General features: G+C 61.6%; 18 protein-coding genes and 2 pseudogenes (1 of these 20 running past the window's edge). 18 read left to right on the plus strand and 2 right to left on the minus strand.

The annotated features are described in order from the left end of the window. The first annotated feature begins 9 nt into the window (after positions 1-9). From A2G06_03295 to A2G06_03315, 5 genes and pseudogenes are all read left to right on the plus strand, one after another. Positions 10-812: pseudogene (locus A2G06_03295) on the plus strand (SAM-dependent methyltransferase). After that, on the plus strand, positions 809-1,672 hold the full coding sequence (locus A2G06_03300) for a glycosyl transferase (GenBank protein ANA39557.1): 864 nt from the start codon (positions 809-811) through the stop codon (positions 1,670-1,672). The pseudogene A2G06_03295 and the gene A2G06_03300 overlap by 4 nt, the downstream one beginning before the upstream one ends. Positions 1,673-1,676: 4 nt before the next feature. After that, entirely contained in the window at positions 1,677-2,873 is a 1,197-nt protein-coding gene (locus A2G06_03305; GenBank protein ID ANA39558.1) for a glycosyltransferase WbuB, read from the plus strand. Next, a pseudogene (locus A2G06_03310) lies at positions 2,870-5,304 on the plus strand (hypothetical protein). The gene A2G06_03305 and the pseudogene A2G06_03310 overlap by 4 nt, the downstream one beginning before the upstream one ends. A gap of 2 nt (positions 5,305-5,306) precedes the next feature. Continuing rightward, entirely contained in the window at positions 5,307-6,083 is a 777-nt protein-coding gene (locus tag A2G06_03315; GenBank protein ANA39559.1) for an SAM-dependent methyltransferase, read from the plus strand. On the opposite strand, the gene A2G06_03320 is transcribed toward A2G06_03315, so the two are convergent. Beyond that, positions 6,062-6,541 carry a hypothetical protein gene (locus A2G06_03320; protein ID ANA39560.1) on the minus strand — a complete coding sequence of 160 codons (480 nt, stop codon included), beginning with the start codon at positions 6,539-6,541 and terminating at the stop codon, positions 6,062-6,064. The genes A2G06_03315 and A2G06_03320 overlap by 22 nt on opposite strands. Beyond that, a complete protein-coding gene (locus A2G06_03325) occupies positions 6,534-6,791 on the minus strand; it encodes a hypothetical protein (GenBank protein ANA39561.1) in 258 nt (85 codons plus the stop codon). Before A2G06_03325 ends, A2G06_03320 begins: the two co-directional genes overlap by 8 nt. Before the next feature lie 80 nt (positions 6,792-6,871). Here A2G06_03325 and A2G06_03330 point away from each other — a divergent pair, with 80 nt between their 5' ends. From A2G06_03330 to A2G06_03390, 13 genes are all read left to right on the plus strand, one after another. After that, complete coding sequence (locus A2G06_03330) at positions 6,872-7,126, plus strand: hypothetical protein (GenBank protein ANA39562.1); 255 nt, start codon at positions 6,872-6,874, stop codon at positions 7,124-7,126. Positions 7,127-7,327: 201 nt separating this feature from the next. Next, a complete protein-coding gene (locus tag A2G06_03335) occupies positions 7,328-8,686 on the plus strand; it encodes a signal recognition particle protein (GenBank protein ID ANA39563.1) in 1,359 nt (452 codons plus the stop codon). A gap of 83 nt (positions 8,687-8,769) precedes the next feature. Further along, complete coding sequence (rpsP, locus tag A2G06_03340) at positions 8,770-9,036, plus strand: 30S ribosomal protein S16 (protein ID ANA39564.1); 267 nt, start codon at positions 8,770-8,772, stop codon at positions 9,034-9,036. A gap of 52 nt (positions 9,037-9,088) precedes the next feature. Continuing rightward, positions 9,089-9,319 carry an RNA-binding protein gene (locus A2G06_03345; GenBank protein ID ANA39565.1) on the plus strand — a complete coding sequence of 77 codons (231 nt, stop codon included), beginning with the start codon at positions 9,089-9,091 and terminating at the stop codon, positions 9,317-9,319. Next, complete coding sequence (locus A2G06_03350; GenBank protein ID ANA39566.1) at positions 9,319-9,858, plus strand: ribosome maturation factor RimM; 540 nt, start codon at positions 9,319-9,321, stop codon at positions 9,856-9,858. The genes A2G06_03345 and A2G06_03350 overlap by 1 nt, the downstream gene beginning before the upstream one ends. Further along, on the plus strand, positions 9,855-10,592 hold the full coding sequence (locus tag A2G06_03355) for a tRNA (guanine(37)-N(1))-methyltransferase (GenBank protein ANA39567.1): 738 nt from the start codon (positions 9,855-9,857) through the stop codon (positions 10,590-10,592). Before A2G06_03350 ends, A2G06_03355 begins: the two co-directional genes overlap by 4 nt. 10 nt (positions 10,593-10,602) lie before the next feature. Continuing rightward, positions 10,603-11,172, plus strand: a complete 570-nt coding sequence (locus A2G06_03360) for a hypothetical protein (GenBank protein ANA39568.1) — start codon at positions 10,603-10,605, stop codon at positions 11,170-11,172. 73 nt (positions 11,173-11,245) lie between these two features. After that, on the plus strand, positions 11,246-11,602 hold the full coding sequence (locus A2G06_03365; protein ID ANA39569.1) for a 50S ribosomal protein L19: 357 nt from the start codon (positions 11,246-11,248) through the stop codon (positions 11,600-11,602). Positions 11,603-11,653: 51 nt separating this feature from the next. Further along, complete coding sequence (locus tag A2G06_03370) at positions 11,654-12,307, plus strand: ribonuclease HII (GenBank protein ID ANA39570.1); 654 nt, start codon at positions 11,654-11,656, stop codon at positions 12,305-12,307. Beyond that, positions 12,298-12,684, plus strand: coding sequence for a hypothetical protein (locus tag A2G06_03375; protein ID ANA39571.1), 387 nt, complete (start codon positions 12,298-12,300; stop codon positions 12,682-12,684). The genes A2G06_03370 and A2G06_03375 overlap by 10 nt, the downstream gene beginning before the upstream one ends. Positions 12,685-12,753: 69 nt before the next feature. Further along, complete coding sequence (locus tag A2G06_03380; protein ANA39572.1) at positions 12,754-13,605, plus strand: carbon-nitrogen hydrolase; 852 nt, start codon at positions 12,754-12,756, stop codon at positions 13,603-13,605. After that, on the plus strand, positions 13,605-14,426 hold the full coding sequence (locus A2G06_03385; protein ANA39573.1) for an NAD(+) synthetase: 822 nt from the start codon (positions 13,605-13,607) through the stop codon (positions 14,424-14,426). Before A2G06_03380 ends, A2G06_03385 begins: the two co-directional genes overlap by 1 nt. 30 nt (positions 14,427-14,456) lie before the next feature. Continuing rightward, positions 14,457-15,220: the 5' portion of an rRNA (cytidine-2'-O-)-methyltransferase gene (locus tag A2G06_03390; protein ID ANA39574.1), read on the plus strand. The gene runs 85 nt beyond the window's last position; 764 of the gene's 849 nt are visible here — the first part of the coding sequence; its start codon is at positions 14,457-14,459; its stop codon lies beyond the right edge, outside the window.

Here is a 15,220-nt window from a genome sequence, read left to right on the forward strand (position 1 = left end):
GGGAGCAGAGTGGCTACACGGTTTTTGTCATCCTTGAAGGCAGCGGTCAAGGAATCGGAATATTCCCGTCGTATCTGGCCAGAAAAAGGGCGGCCGCGCGATTCCTGAGGGGGAGCGGGCTCGAAATAGGAGCGCTTCACTTTCCGCTGCAGGTCCCGTCCGGCGTAACCGTCAAGTATGTGGATTACGTGTCGCGGGAAGAAAACATCCGCAAGTTCCCCGAGCTCGATGCGGCCAGCATCGTGCCGACCGACTACGTGGAAGATGGATTTACCCTTGCCAGTATTCCGGACTGCTCCCAGGATTTCGTGATCGCCAACCACGTGCTCGAGCACGCATCGAATCCGCTCCAGGTCCTGTCCAACTGGGCAAGGGGCCTTCGGCCGGGGGGAACGCTGTTCATTACCGTGCCGATCGGCAGCAGGTGTTTCGACAAGGGGCGTCCGCTGACGCCTCTGCAGCACTTCATCGATGACTATGAACTGGTGCGGGACGGCAATCCCCAGTCGCTGGACGAAAAAAACCGGTTGCATTACCGGGAGTGGCTGACCATCTCCACGCCCAATTCCGATGCACGAAACCGGCACTACCGGAACCTGTCCGGCGAAGAGCTCGAGTCCCTGGTGGAAACCATGTCGGCCGGCAAGGCGGAAATCCATTTTCATGTCTTTTCGAGGGAATCGTTCGTGACCCTGCTCGACTACTTCACCACCTGCATCAGGAGCGATTTCAGCGTCAAGGCAGTGATTAGATCCCGGGGCGGGGCCGAATCCCTGGCAATTCTGGAACGATCGCCCCAGGCCGGCAGATGAAAGGTGATCGGCTGGCTGACATCAGAACGGCCGGGGTGGTCGTTCTCTACCGGCCCGACAGCTCTGTCCTGGATGCTGTCGCGAGTTACCGGCATCAGGTGCATGAACTGATCGTGGTCGACAACTCCGAAGAGCAGGACCATGAACTCCATTCCCGACTGCGGGACAGGTTCGGCGCGACCATTGTCGGCGAAGGCCGGAACCTCGGCATTGCCGCCGCGCTGAACCGGGCGGCCAGGGAGGCTCTGGCTGAAGGCTTCGACCTCCTCCTGACCATGGATCAGGACAGCCGCGCCGAACCCGGAATGGTCGAGCAGATGCTGGCGTGCCTCGGCAGCGACTGGCGCGACCGGGTGGGGATCGTGGCCCCCTTCCACCTGACCGGCGCCCGGCCGGCGCCCGGCGGAACAACCCCGTGCAGCGACGTCATGACTCCCATGACATCGGGCTGCCTGGTGAATCTCGCCGCATTCCGGGAGACCGGACCGTTCCGCGACGACTTTTTCATCGATTTTGTGGACAACGAATACTGCCTCCGCCTGCGGAAAAAGGGCTTTCAGGTCATTCGCGCCAACCGGGCGCTGCTCCATCACCGGGTCGGCGACCTGCGGCGCTACGGGCCGTTCGTGGCCACGCACCACTCGCCACTGCGCCGCTACTACAAGACCCGCAACCGCTGCGCGGTCTTTGCCGAATACCTGCGGGATTTCCCGGCCCATTGCCTTTTCGACCTGGTGCGGCTCGGCAAGGAGGTGGCGAGTATCCTCATCTTCGAGCGGGAAAAGACGGCCAAGCTGCGCATGATGTGGCGGGGATTCCTTGATTTCCGACGCGGCAGGTTCGGGCCCTATGGGGGATAGCGGCATGAAGATTGTCTTCCTGGCACCCTTCGGCATCCGTCCCAAGGGAACGGTTGTGGCCCGTATGGTCCCCCTGGCGGCGGAGCTCCAGGCGCTCGGCCACCGGGTCACGATCATCGCCCCGCCGTACACCAATCCCGAAGATTCGGGGCGCACAGAGGATATCCGGGGGGTGCGGCTGCGGAATATCCGGCTGGCTCCTGGCGGGGCTGCCCTGTCGGCGCCGGTCATGGTCTGGCGCATGTACCGGGCCGCACGGGAGGAAGAGCCGGATCTGATCCATCTGTTCAAGCCCAAGGGGTATGGCGGGCTTGCCGCCATGCTCCACCTGCTGACTGCGTCCCGGCGTGCGCCGCTGTTCCTCGATACGGACGATTGGGAAGGCCGGGGGGGCATGAACGCCCTCCATGACTACTCCCGGGCCCAGCGTCTCCTGTTTGCGTTCCAGGAAGAGTGGCTGCCGCCCCGCGCCAGGGGGGTGACTGTGGCGAGCCGCGAGCTGGAGGCGCGCATGGCAGCCATGGGGGTAGCGCCGGAACGGCTGCTCTACCTGCCCAACTGCGTCGATGACCAGCCGCCGGGCAACGGCGCGCAGGTGAGGGCACGCCTCGGCATCGCCGGCAACGCACCGGTGGTCCTGCTCTATACCCGTTTTTTCGAGTTCAGCCAGGACGATCTGCACCGGATCTTTGCCGGGCTTTTCCGCAAGGTACCCGGCATCCGGTTCCTGGTGGTGGGAAAGGGGCGGAACCGGGAGGAGGAACTGCTGGCTGCCGCTGCGCGGGCGCAGGGTTTTGCCGATTCCCTCCATATCGCCGGCTGGGTGGAGCCCGATGAGCTGCCCCACTGGTTCGCCGCCGGCGACGTGGCTCTCTATCCCTTCGCGGATACCCTGGTGAATCGCGCCAAATGCCCCGCCAAGCTGACGGAGTTGATGCGCGCCGGCGTGCCGGTGGTGGCCGACCGGGTGGGACAGATCGCCGAATACGCGGAGGATGGCATCTCCGGCATCCTCTGCCGCCCCGGTGCCCCCGACGAGATGATCGCGCGGACCGCCGGGCTCCTGGCCGACCCGGTCCGGCGCCGGGCCGTGGGCGCTGCCGGACGCGAGAGAATCCTGTCCCGCTTTAACTGGCGCGACGCCGCAGCGCGGCTCGACGCTTTCTACGACAACCTGACGAGGAGACGGAACCTGACGTGACTACCGAACGAAAAAAAGACCTCCTGCTGATGGGGGCGCTCCTGGCGATCCTCGTGCTCTTTTTCGCCAAGATCCTCTTTACCGGCAAGATCATCAGGCTCCGGACATTACCAACGAGTTCTACTGGACCATCAAGCACTACAAGGAAATGGGCTTCCCGGACCTGTTCCGGGTGCATCTCCGGGCCGGCTGGGACTGGCTCGCCAACGGCGGGACGACCGAGGGGGGCGGGACCCTGTCGCTCCAGTTCCTCTTCTACCGCAGCCTCATGTTCTGGCTCTTCCCGGCGCCGGCCAACGTGGCCTGGTTCATCGTGTTCCACCTCTTCGTGGGTGGGGCTGGCACCTATTTCCTCTGCCGCGCCATTGGCACGGGGCGCGCCGCGGCGCTTCTGGGCGGGCTGATTTTCGCCATCGCGCCGGAAAACGCCTCGCTCATCAATGCGGGACACGCCCAGAAGATCGCCACCATCAGCTTTGCCCCCTGGGCATTCTATTTCATTGAGCGGGGATACCAGTCCCGGCGGACGATATTCTTTCTCGCCAGTGCCGTGGTGCTGGCCATCCAGTTCTTCAACATGCACTGGCAGATCGCCTTCTATACCTGCCTTGCCATCGGGGCGTACGGTCTGTGCCGGACCGCCGGCATCATCGCGGGTGATCCCGGCAGCCGGACGGGCAAGGGGATTGCCCGGCTCGCCGGCCTCAATGCAGTCATTCTCTGCTTTTTCCTCTCCACGGTCGCCATCTCCCTCATCCCCCTGGCCGATTGGTCCAGGGAGACCACCCGCGGCCTCCAGAGCGGGTCGAACCAGGGGCAGGGGGGGCTCCAGGTGGAAGAGGCCATGTCCTGGTCCATGCCGCCGGAAGAGACCATCACCTTCGTGCTCCCCGGATTTTTCGGTCTGTCCCGCCAGGAGGGGGGCTACGACGACCCCTCCCACGGCACCTACTACTGGGGGCGGATGGTCTTCACCCAGACCACGGACTACATGGGGCTGCTCCCCTGGCTCCTAGCCCCGCTGCCGTTCATCTTCCGCCGCGACCGGTATGCCTGGCTCGCCTTCGGCGCCGTTGTCGGGGGGCTCTTCTTCTCCTTCGGCAAGTACACCCCTTTTTACTGGCTGCTCTACGAGCACTTCCCCGGTATCGACCATTTCCGGGTCCCCAAAATGATGCTGTTCGTCACGACCCTGGGGCTCGCGATCCTCGCGGCCCGGGGAGCCGACCTCCTGCTGGATGACGAGGTCCGTGCCACATCGGCTTTCCGTCGCTATCTGGCAGGAGCCATCGCCCTTGTTCCGGTGCTCCTGGCCTTGCTCGGCATCACCATGGCCGCGCGTCCCTATGTTATGGATCTCCTGTCACCCATGATCACCCAGCCGACCCGCTTCGAGCAGGGACCGGCCCTGGTGGCCCAGCGGTGGCAGACCATCCAGCGGGAAATCGCCATTGCCGCCGCATTTGCCGCGGTCTACGGAGCCGTGCTGTGGAGCTGGGCACGGGGGTGGTTATCGCGCCGTGCCCTGCCCTACCTGCTCGTGGGGGTATTCCTGGTCGACGTGGGGCGGGTGAATGCCAAGTTCATGCTGCTGCAGGATGTGCCGCAGAAGGTCAAGGGCGAGAAATCGCCGGTGGTGGAGTTCCTTGCCCCCATGCCGAAGACCGGCCGGGTGCTCCCCATCGACGGCAGCGACCCCATGGAATACGTGAGCCACGGCATTCCGGTCATGTTTACCTCGAATCCCGTGCAGATTGCCCGCTGGCAGGATTTCCTGGAATCCTTCAACTTTGATTCGGCCATGCCGGATATGATGAATGTCCGCTATCTGGTGCACGATGCCCGGCAGTACGAGGAAGATCGGCAAGCGCTCGGTCCGCGCTATGTGCCGGTCTTTGCCTCGCCGGACGGCAGCCGGCTGGTGCTGGAAAACCGGGGAGTCCTGCCCAAGGCGTGGCTCGCCCCCAGCGCCTTGCTTCTCAGCGATCCGCGCCAGATCCTCGGCATCATGCAGCAGCCTTCGTACAATCCCCGTTCCTTTGCCGTCGTTGAGGTGCCGCCTCCCATCCCCATGCCTCCGCCGATGGCTCAGCCCGCGGGCGATGCGGGCGAGGTGACGGTAACCCGCTACGAGGCCAACGATATCGCCTGTGACGTCAGGGCGGGACGCAACGCCCTGCTGGTGTTGGGTGAGAAGTTCCACGCCGGATGGCGGGCCCGGGTTGATGGAACGCCCACGGAGATTCACCGCGTCAACTACATCCTGCGAGGCGTCTACCTCCCCCCCGGCCGGCACCGGGTCGAGTTCACCTTCGACCCGCTTCCCTTCAAGGTCGGCAAGTACCTGACGCTCACTTCGTTTGCTATTTTCCTCCTGATGGTCGGACGGGAGTGGCTGTTGAGCCGCAGGCGGAGAGGGGGCGGGGAGTGACGATGAGTGGCGCTCCGGAGGAAGGGACGGAAACCCTGGATGAGCTCCGGGCTTACGATCTCAAGATTCTCCAGCAACGGGACGGTTACCGCTTTTCCCTCGATCCCCTGCTCCTGTGCGCGTTTTCCTGTCTGACAGAGGGGGGACGGGGAATCGACCTGGGGACTGGCAGCGGCATAATCCCCCTTGTGCTTGCCCGCCGCTGTCCGGGGAGCACCTTTGTTGGGGTCGAGTTCCAGGAAAGAATGGCGCAGCTCGCCGAGCATAACGTTCATCTCAACGGCCTTGCCGAAAGGATCGCCATCCTGCGGGAAGACGTGCTCGGTCTCCGTCGGCGCTTTCCCGTGTCATCCTTTGATCTGGTACTGTCCAACCCTCCCTACCGCAGGAGGGGGACCGGAAAGATAAGCCCACGGGCCGGTCGGGACGATGCCCGCCACGAATCGACCGCAACCCTGGCCGATTTTCTCGAAAGCGCCAAATATCTCGTAAAAACCACGGGCCGGATCTGCTTCATCTATCACCCGGCCCGCCTCCCCGAGCTCATGGCCCACGCCGCACGCCTCAAGCTCGCCTGTCTGCGCCTTCGGCTCGTACACGGCACCCGCACCGCGCCGGCGCGCATGGCCATGGTGGAGTTCGCCAAGGGGCGCCGGGGCGACCTTGAGGTCCTGCCGCCCCTTGTTGTGCGAAACGATGACTATACCTACTCGGCAGAAGTTGCGGAACTGCTGGGGGAATACGGTCCGGAAGGGGGTTACTCCACGTCGGAGCAATAGTGGCGCTGCATCAGCGAGGCAAGGGCTTCACGGAGCTCCTGGTCGTCCACCTGCTCCGTGGTGTCCTCGATCAACCGCTCTTCGGCAGAGCTCAGCTCTCTTGAGGGCCTGAACGGGGTGTCCCCGTCTTGCGCCGGTGGTTCGATGCGTCCGGCCTTGAGGTAGATGTCGCGCACGACAGGCTCGCCCAGCAGGCTATTCAATCTGGCGGTAATCTCACCCTTCAGGAAACTCAACTGCTGCATCCAGGGCGCGCTCGCCACGGCCAGGGTGAGGGTGCCGTCGCGAAAGGCCACCGGCCGGGCGCGGGACGCAATGCGCTCTCCCACGGCCTCGTCCCAGAGCAGCCAGATGCGTCCCTCCTTCAGGCGACGTTCCGCGGGCTTGCCCCGCAGGACATCGGCCAGGAGGTCGCCCACTGCCCGGGGCCTGCCCATCCGTCCGCGAGAGTCACCCATTGTTTTGACGGCGGCGATGGATGAATCCGCCGATAAGCTGTCCCGCGACGGCGCCGCCAAGGGTGAGTGGGATGAATTTCCAACTGAAGCCGGCCTTTACACGCAGGTAGATGATGAGGGGAATGGAGATGTGGATGTAGAAATACCAGCCGAACGTGAACTTTTCGCACCCCTGACGAAGATAGCCGAGGGGAATATTGATGAGGAGAGCCGTCAGCGTCAGGCCCGAAATCATAAAAAATACGTGCATTGTTCACCTCTTTCGGCATAGTATGGAAGTCTCTGGCGTTTGTCAATCAGCCAGCGAACTCTCGATTTGAAAGGAGCGCCATGGTTCGCGAGGGAGAGCGCGTTGCGATTTTCAACTCGATCCACCGCGTCATGAAAGCCGAAAAGCTCCTCAAGAGCCAGGGGGTGGCAATGCTTCTCATCCCTGCGCCCCGCGACCTCCACGCTGATTGCGGTCTTGCCATCCGCTATGCATCGACCGATGCCGTAGCGGTTGAGGCGAGCCTGCGGGAGGCCGGTCTCGAACCCGAGGAGATCCACGAAATGACCGCTGCCGGCTACAGCCGGCTGCCGTAACCCCGGGCACGCGGCGTCCGTTGCCGCGTATTGCCACGTTCGGTTCCTTCCGGGGCGTTATCTTCGCCTGAGGCAAAGTCTTTTTTGTCTTGACAGGCCGAAGACAGGGGGACTATAGTTAACCTCTTTCTCCATGGTAACGTGCGCGCCGTAGCCGAAGTGTTCGGCGGGGTCGCATAATCTATTGAATTAATTAAGGTAATGCTCGAAAATCTTTCCGACAAACTTGACGTCCTCTTTAAAAAACTCCGCGGTCAGGGGGTGATGAGCGAGGAGAATATCAAGGAGGCGCTGCGCGAGGTGCGGCTCGTCCTTCTTGAGGCCGACGTCAACTTCAAGGTCGTCAAGGACTTTGTCGAAAAGGTTCGTGGCCGTGCCGTCGGCACCCAGGTGCTTCAGAGCCTCACGCCGGGGCAGCAGGTCATCAAGATTGTTCAGGAAGAACTTGTGGCCCTCATGGGCGGGGGCGAGGACAACAGCCTCGATCTGGCGGCAAAGCCGCCGGTCCCCATCATGATGGTGGGCCTCCAGGGAGCCGGCAAGACCACCTCCTGCGGCAAGCTGGCCAGGCTGCTCAAGGGGCAGCGGCGCCGGCCGCTTCTGGTGCCTGCCGACGTCTACCGGCCTGCGGCGATTGAGCAGTTGAAAACTCTCGGGCGGCAACTGTCCGTGGAGGTGTTCGATTCCCGGGCAGACCAGGACCCGGTCGACATCTGCCGCGAAGCGCTCCGTTACGCAACGCTCAACGGCTTCGACGTGGTCATTCTTGACACCGCCGGCCGCCACCAGGTCGACGAGTATCTCATGAATGAGCTCGTCAGGATCAAGGAGGCGGCGGAACCGCGTGAAATCCTCTTTGTCGCCGACGCCATGACCGGCCAGGAAGCGGTCAATGTGGCCAGCGGCTTCAATGACCGGCTCGATATTACCGGCGTGGTCCTCACCAAGCTCGACGGTGATGCGAAGGGTGGGGCGGCGCTTTCAATCCGGGCGGTGACCGGCAAGCCGGTGAAGTTGGTGGGGGTCGGCGAAAAGCTCGACGCCCTGGAAGTTTTTCATGCGGATCGTCTGGTGTCGCGCGTCCTCGGAATGGGCGATATTCTTACCCTTGTGGAGAAGGCACAGGCGACCTTTGATTCCACGGAGGCCGAACGGCTCCAGCAGAAGCTCAAGAAAAGCCAGTTCGACCTGGAAGATTTCCGCAACCAGTTGCAACAGATCAAGAAAATGGGCTCCATCGAGTCGATTCTCGGCATGATTCCGGGGGTTGGCAAGGCCATGAAGCAGTTGCAGGGCGCCCAGCCTTCCGAGCGAGAGCTCAAGAGGATCGAGGCGATCATCGGCTCCATGACCCCTGCCGAGCGTGCGAACCACGCGATCATCAACGGCAGCAGGCGGCTGCGCATCGCCAAGGGGAGCGGCACCACCGTTCAGGAGGTGAACCAGCTCCTCAAGCGTTTCACCGAGGCGCAGAAAATGATGAAGCAGCTCCAGAAACTCGGACCAAAGGGGCTGATGCGCGGCATGAAAGGGATGGGCAAGGGGATGTTCCCCTTTTAGATGAACTAATACGCAGTCCGAAGCAGGATATAACGACATTCACCTATGCGGCCTCCGGGCCGTGACACCACCAGGAGGAAGAGATGGCCATCAAGATTCGTCTGGCTCGTGCCGGGGCCAAGAAGAAGCCCTTTTACCAGATTGTCGTCGCCGACGTGCGTAGTCGGAGAGACGGTCGATTCATCGAGAACGTGGGGACCTACGACCCCAACCAGAACCCCGCCGCCGTCAAGTTCGAGGAAACCAAGACCCTCGAGTGGCTCGGCAAGGGAGCCCAACCGACCGATACGGTCAAGCAGATTCTCAAAAAAGCGGGTATCTGGGAGAAATTCGTCGCAAAGTCTGTGTAATTGAAAACTGATTCCCGGTCCGCCGGTCATTTCCATCACAGAGGTTACCGACATGAGAGAACTCGTAGAGACCATTGCCAGGGCGCTTGTGGACGATCCCACCCAGGTACGGACCACCGAGGAGATGGAGGACGATGCGACGGTGATTAAGTTGACCGTTGCCAAGGAGGACATGGGAAGAATCATCGGTAAGGAGGGTCGTACGGCCAAGGCCATCAGGACCCTGCTGAATGCGGTTTCGACCAAGGATAACAAGAAAGCTGTGCTGAAGATTGTGGAATAATGACGCGAAGCAGTGAGCCGGTGCGGCAGAATGATCTCGAGCTGCTCGGCAAGATAGTGACAACTCACGGGATTCGGGGGCAACTCAAGGTGGCTTCCTTTTCCGGTGAATTTGATACGCTCCTTTCCCTTGAGACGGTCGTGCTCAAGGGAAAGGACGGCAGAATGGAGACATTCCCCGTGGCGCGGGCGACCGTGCATCATAACAGGGTGCTCCTTTCGCTCACGCAGTTTACGAATATAAACGAGGTGCTTCATCTGGTCGGCTGTGAGCTTTACGCCCATCGCGACCAGTTCCCCTCCCTGGAAGATGGGGAGTATTACTGGTGCGACCTCATCGGCCTCCAGGTCGTGACGGAGGCTGGAGTCGCCATCGGCCGGCTCGACTCGATACTTCCCACGGGAAGCCACGACGTCTACGTTGTCCGCGGCGCTGACCGGGAATATCTCATTCCGGCCGTAGAGGACGTGGTGGTGCAGGTCGATCTTGAGGCCGGCACCATGACAGTCAGCCCTCCCGAGGGGCTGCTCGATCTATGAAATTCGATATAGTGACGCTGTTCCCACCCATGTTCGACGGGCCCCTCACCGAAAGCATCATCCGGCGGGCCGTGGAACGCGGGCTTGTGGACGTTCGTCTGCACAATATCCGCGACTATGCCACCGATCGGCACCGGGTCGTCGATGATGCCCCGTACGGCGGCGGCGACGGCATGGTCATGAAAGTCGAGCCTCTTGCAGCCTGCATTGAGGCGGTGAAGACAGAGCGGCCGGCAGCACGGGTCATCCTGACCACCCCCCGGGGGCGGCGGTTCGACCATGACGCTGCCCGCGAGCTGGCCGGCCGTGAAGAGCTCATCATTGTCTGCGGCCGCTATGAGGGAATAGACGAGCGGGTGCGCGATCTCTTTGTGGATGAGGAATTTTCCATCGGCGATTTCGTTCTCACGGGAGGCGAACTTGCCGCAATGGTCATGGTCGACGCGGTGATCCGCTTTATCCCCGGCGTCCTCGGTTCACCCGGCTCGGCCGAATGCGACTCTTTCGCGGATGGCCTGCTCGAATACCCCCAGTACACCCGTCCGGTGGAATTCAGGGGGGCGCGAGTGCCGGATGTCCTCCTGTCGGGGAACCACGCCGAGATCGGCCGCTGGCGGCGGCAGAAGGCCCTTGAACTGACGAGGCGGGTGCGTCCCGATCTGCTCCACGGGGCAGAACTGAACGGCAGTGACCGGGACTATCTGGCGATGCTCGGAAGGAAAGACGGGCCATGACCCGCGGCGAGTGCATCAGGTCTGCGGTGAGCGTTGCCTGGTCCATTATCCGGTGTATGACAAGAATCGGCAAGTGGTCGCAACGGCCGTCACCAATCTTGACATTCACGATATTTCCCGGTCAGCCCGGACCTTTGGCCTCAATCGTTACTACTTGGTGACCCCCGTTGAGGGGCAGCAGGAACTGGCCGGTCGGATCGTCAGGCATTGGCGGGAAGGGTGGGGGGCATCCTATAACCCCAAACGCAAGGCTGCCCTGGACCTCGTGCGGATTTCGAACTCCATCGAAGAGGTCCTGGAAGAGCTCGGCAACGAATACGGTGCACCCGCCCGGCTCGTTACCACCGGCGCCCGCCAGCACCCGCGCAGCATCGGGTATGAGCAGATGGCGTCGATCATGGCGCATGACCGCGAGAATCCCTATCTCATCGTATTCGGGACGGGGTGGGGACTTACGGAGGATTTTTTCGACCGGGCGGACTTTGTGCTCGAGCCGATTCGGGGGCCGGGCGAGTATAACCACCTGTCGGTCCGGTCGGCAGCGGCAATCATCATGGACAGGCTGTTCGGGGTGCGATGAAGCGGTGCCCCGCGCCAGATAGACCTGACAACAAACAGATGTTTTCTGTCAGATAAACGGGAGGAAGAGAAGCATGAACAAGATCGATGCAATTGAACTGGAGCAAATGAAAAAGAACATCCCCCCCTTCAAGCCGGGCGATACTCTCAAGGTTCACGTGAAAATCGTGGAAGGCGACAAGAGCCGCATCCAGGCGTTCCAGGGGGTATGCATCAGCCGTCAGAACGGCGGCATCCGCGAGTCGTTCACCGTTCGCAAGATTTCCAACAACATCGGGGTCGAGCGTGTGTTCCCCCTCCACTCGCCCACCGTTGACGCCATTGAAGTGATTACCCGCGGCCATGTCCGCCGGGCCAAGCTCTACTATCTCCGCAAGCTGCGCGGCAAGGCCGCCCGCATCCGTGAAAAGAAGTACGTGGCGGCTCAGTAACCACGAAGCCCCGCCCAGTGCGGGGCTTTCGCTTTTCCGGCAGGAGGGGCCGTGCCGTTAACCCTGTTCGACCACGAGCCGCAGCCCACAGTGTGGGATTTCGAGAACCGGGCTGCCCGCCGCGGCTACCGCGCCATTGCCGGCGTTGATGAGGCGGGTCGCGGCCCCCTGGCCGGGCCCGTCGTGGCGGCGGCCGTCATCCTCCCCCGCGGCGCCCACCTGCCAGGCGTCGACGATTCCAAAAAGCTCACCCCAGCGCGTCGCGATGACCTGTTTGCCCTCATCCAAAGCACTGCCCTTGCCATAGGCGTCGGTGCGGCGGACCATCAGGTCATCGACCGGATCAACATCCTCCAGGCTACCCTTGCCGCCATGCGCGAAGCCGTGGAACGCCTGGCCGAGCCGCCCGACTATCTCCTGGTGGACGGCATTTCTCCCATCCCTTTTCCCGTGGCCCAGCAAACCATCAAAAAGGGCGACAGCGCAAGCATCTCCATTGCCGCAGCATCCATTATCGCCAAGGTCACCCGCGACCGGCTCATGGGGGAGTATGATCAGGTCTACCCCGGCTACGGTTTCGCCGAGCACAAAGGGTACGGTTGCGCCTCCCACATGGCAGCCATTGCCGCCCTGGGCCCATCGCCCATTCACCGCACAACCTTCCGGGGCGTCAGGGAGCACCTGGGAGACAGCCGGTGCCCGTAGGGGAAGGCAGTCATCATAACAGGCTGCTCGGTGTCCGCGGAGAGGACCTGGCCGCAGCCCACCTTGAACGGCTCAATTACCGGATCATCGACCGGAACTTCCGCTGCAGGGGAGGGGAGGTTGACATCATAGCCCGTGACGGCACGACTCTCGTGTTCGTCGAGGTCAAAACCAGGAGAACGGCCGGCTACGGTGTCCCCCAACTGGCAGTTACTCCCTTCAAGCAGCGGCAGATATCCAAAGCGGCCCTTACGTGGCTCGCCCGCAATGGCAGATTTGGCGAAAGCGCCCGGTTCGATGTCATCGCAATTACCCTCCTTCCCTCCGATGCTCCCCGTATAGAGCATATCACCAACGCCTTTGAGCTTGCCTACTGACCCGGAATTGCCGTTGAAACCTTCCCCGTCCCTGTGATACCGTAGGCCGAAACGTACGGGGGAGATGTCGTGGATTTCACTGTTGCTCTGGCACAGATCAAACCGAAACTCGGCTGTGTCGCCGATAACTGCCTCATGGTCCGTCAGGCCGTGGAACGGGGCATCGACGGGAAGGCTGATCTTGTCGTCTTTCCGGAGTTGGCGCTGACGGGATACTTCCTCAAGGACCTGGTCCCGGATGTGGCGCTGCGGCATGATGCGCCTGAAATCGATATCCTCCGGGAACTTTCCCGTCACATTTCCATTGTGGTGGGCCTTGTGGAAGCATCGGCCGATTATCGCTTTTTCAATACCGCCCTTTACCTTGAGGGCGGGGAACTGCGCCACACCCACCGAAAAGTGTATCTGCCCACCTACGGCCTCTTTGATGAGCAGCGCTATTTCGCGCGAGGAGAGCACTTCCGGGCCTTTGACACCCGTCTCGGCCGGATGGGGCTCCTTATATGCGAGGATATGTGGCATCTTTCCGCTCCCTACATCCTTGCCATGGATGGCGCAACCACGTTAATCTGCCTTTCGAGCAGCCCTGGGCGAGGGGTGACGGAGGATGACAGGCTCGGCTCGACCATTGCCTGGCAGAAGCTGACATCAACCACGGCCATGTTTCTCAATTGCCGCGTTCTCTTCTGCAACCGCGTAGGCTATGAGGACGGCGTCAGTTTTTGGGGCGGCTCAGAGATCGTGGCGCCATCGGGCTCCGTTACCAGTCGTGCGCGAATTCTGGAGGCGGATTTTCTGGTCGCCGGCGTCGACGAAGGCTCTTTGCGCCGTGAGCGGATTTTTTCGCCCATGATGCGGGACGAAAGCCTCTCGATCACCATGAATGAGTTGCGCCGAATCGAGCGGGAGAGGGGGCGCTGATGGGCGGGCTCATGATCAATGCAGCGCTGTTGCGCCAGGTGCTGGTGGGGTTTCTGCGGGAAGAAGTCCACAAGGTGGGCGTGCGCAAGGTGATACTGGGACTGTCGGGTGGCATCGACTCCGCTCTGGTTGCGTTTCTTGCCGCCGAGGCACTCGGCCCCGACAATGTGCACGCCATTATCATGCCCTACCGGACGAGCAATCCCGAAAGCGAAACCCATGCCCGCCTTGTCGCCGATCACCTGGGAATCACCCATGAGGTTATAGAAATAACGCCCATGGTTGACGCCTACTTTGCCCGCTTTCCCGATGCGAACACCATGCGCCGCGGCAACAAAATGGCCCGTGAGCGGATGACAATTCTCTACGATCACTCCGCCGCCCTTGGGGCACTTGTCCTCGGCACCAGCAACAAGACCGAACTTCTGCTCGGGTACGGAACGCTCTACGGCGACATGGCGAGCGCCCTCAACCCGATCGGCGACATTTACAAAACCCACGTCTGGCAGCTTTCCGAGGCCATGGGAGTTCCACGGCAGGTCATTGAAAAACAACCATCCGCGGATCTCTGGGCCGGCCAGACCGACGAGCAGGAGCTTGGCTTCACCTATCGCGAGGTGGATGAACTCCTCTACCACATGATTGATCTCCGCATGAATCGCCCTGAGCTGCTTGCGCGCGGCTTTGCGGCAGATTTTATCGACACGGTGAGCAGCAAGGTGCAGAACTCCCATTTCAAGCGCCGGTTGCCCGTCATCGCCAAGGTTTCCAACCGCACCATCGATCGCGATTTCCGCTACTCCCGCGATTGGGGCAAGTGACGCGCATCCCGCGTCCGCAGCAGCGTTCCCGTGCCAGGCATCCTGTACATTATCGCGACACCCATCGGCAACCTTGAGGACATTACCTACCGGGCAGTCCGCATTCTTGGCGAGGTCGACCTTATTGCCGCCGAAGATACGCGGCATACTCGAAAGCTTCTTACCAGATACGGAATTACCAAGCCACTCACCTCCTATTTTGATCACAATAAATCGCTGAAAGGCGAATATCTCCTGGGACGGCTTCGTGACGGTCAATCCGTTGCCCTGGTGACCGATGCGGGGACCCCGTGCATTTCTGACCCCGGATACCAACTGGTTCGTGATGCCGCCGGCGAGGGCATCCCCGTCGTTCCCGTGCCGGGACCGTCGGCTTTTGTGGCGGCGCTTTCGACAGCCGGCCTCCCCACCGACTCTTTCATCTTTGAAGGGTTTCTTCCAAGCCGAGAAAAGAAGCGCCTCGAAAAGCTTGCCCATCTCAAGGGAGAGCAGCGGGTCGTCATATTTTATGAGGCGCCAGGGCGTCTTCTGGCGACGCTGACCGATATGCTGGCGATTCTCGGTGATCGCCACATTGTCGTTGCGCGCGAGTTGACCAAGATCCATGAAGAATTCGCGCGCGGACCAATCTCGTCTGTGAGGAGCCATTTTACTGGTGCCGAAGTCAAAGGGGAGGTCGTGATCCTTGTGGCGCCTGCTCCTGCGCCTGCGACTCCCGGTGAAGACGACATGAAAAACCTTCTTAGGCACTATCTGCAACGGGGTGATATTTCGTTCAAGGACGCTGTGAAGCG

Origin of the sequence: Geobacter anodireducens, assembly GCA_001628815.1 — a bacterium.
Lineage (GTDB): Bacteria > Desulfobacterota > Desulfuromonadia > Geobacterales > Geobacteraceae > Geobacter > Geobacter anodireducens.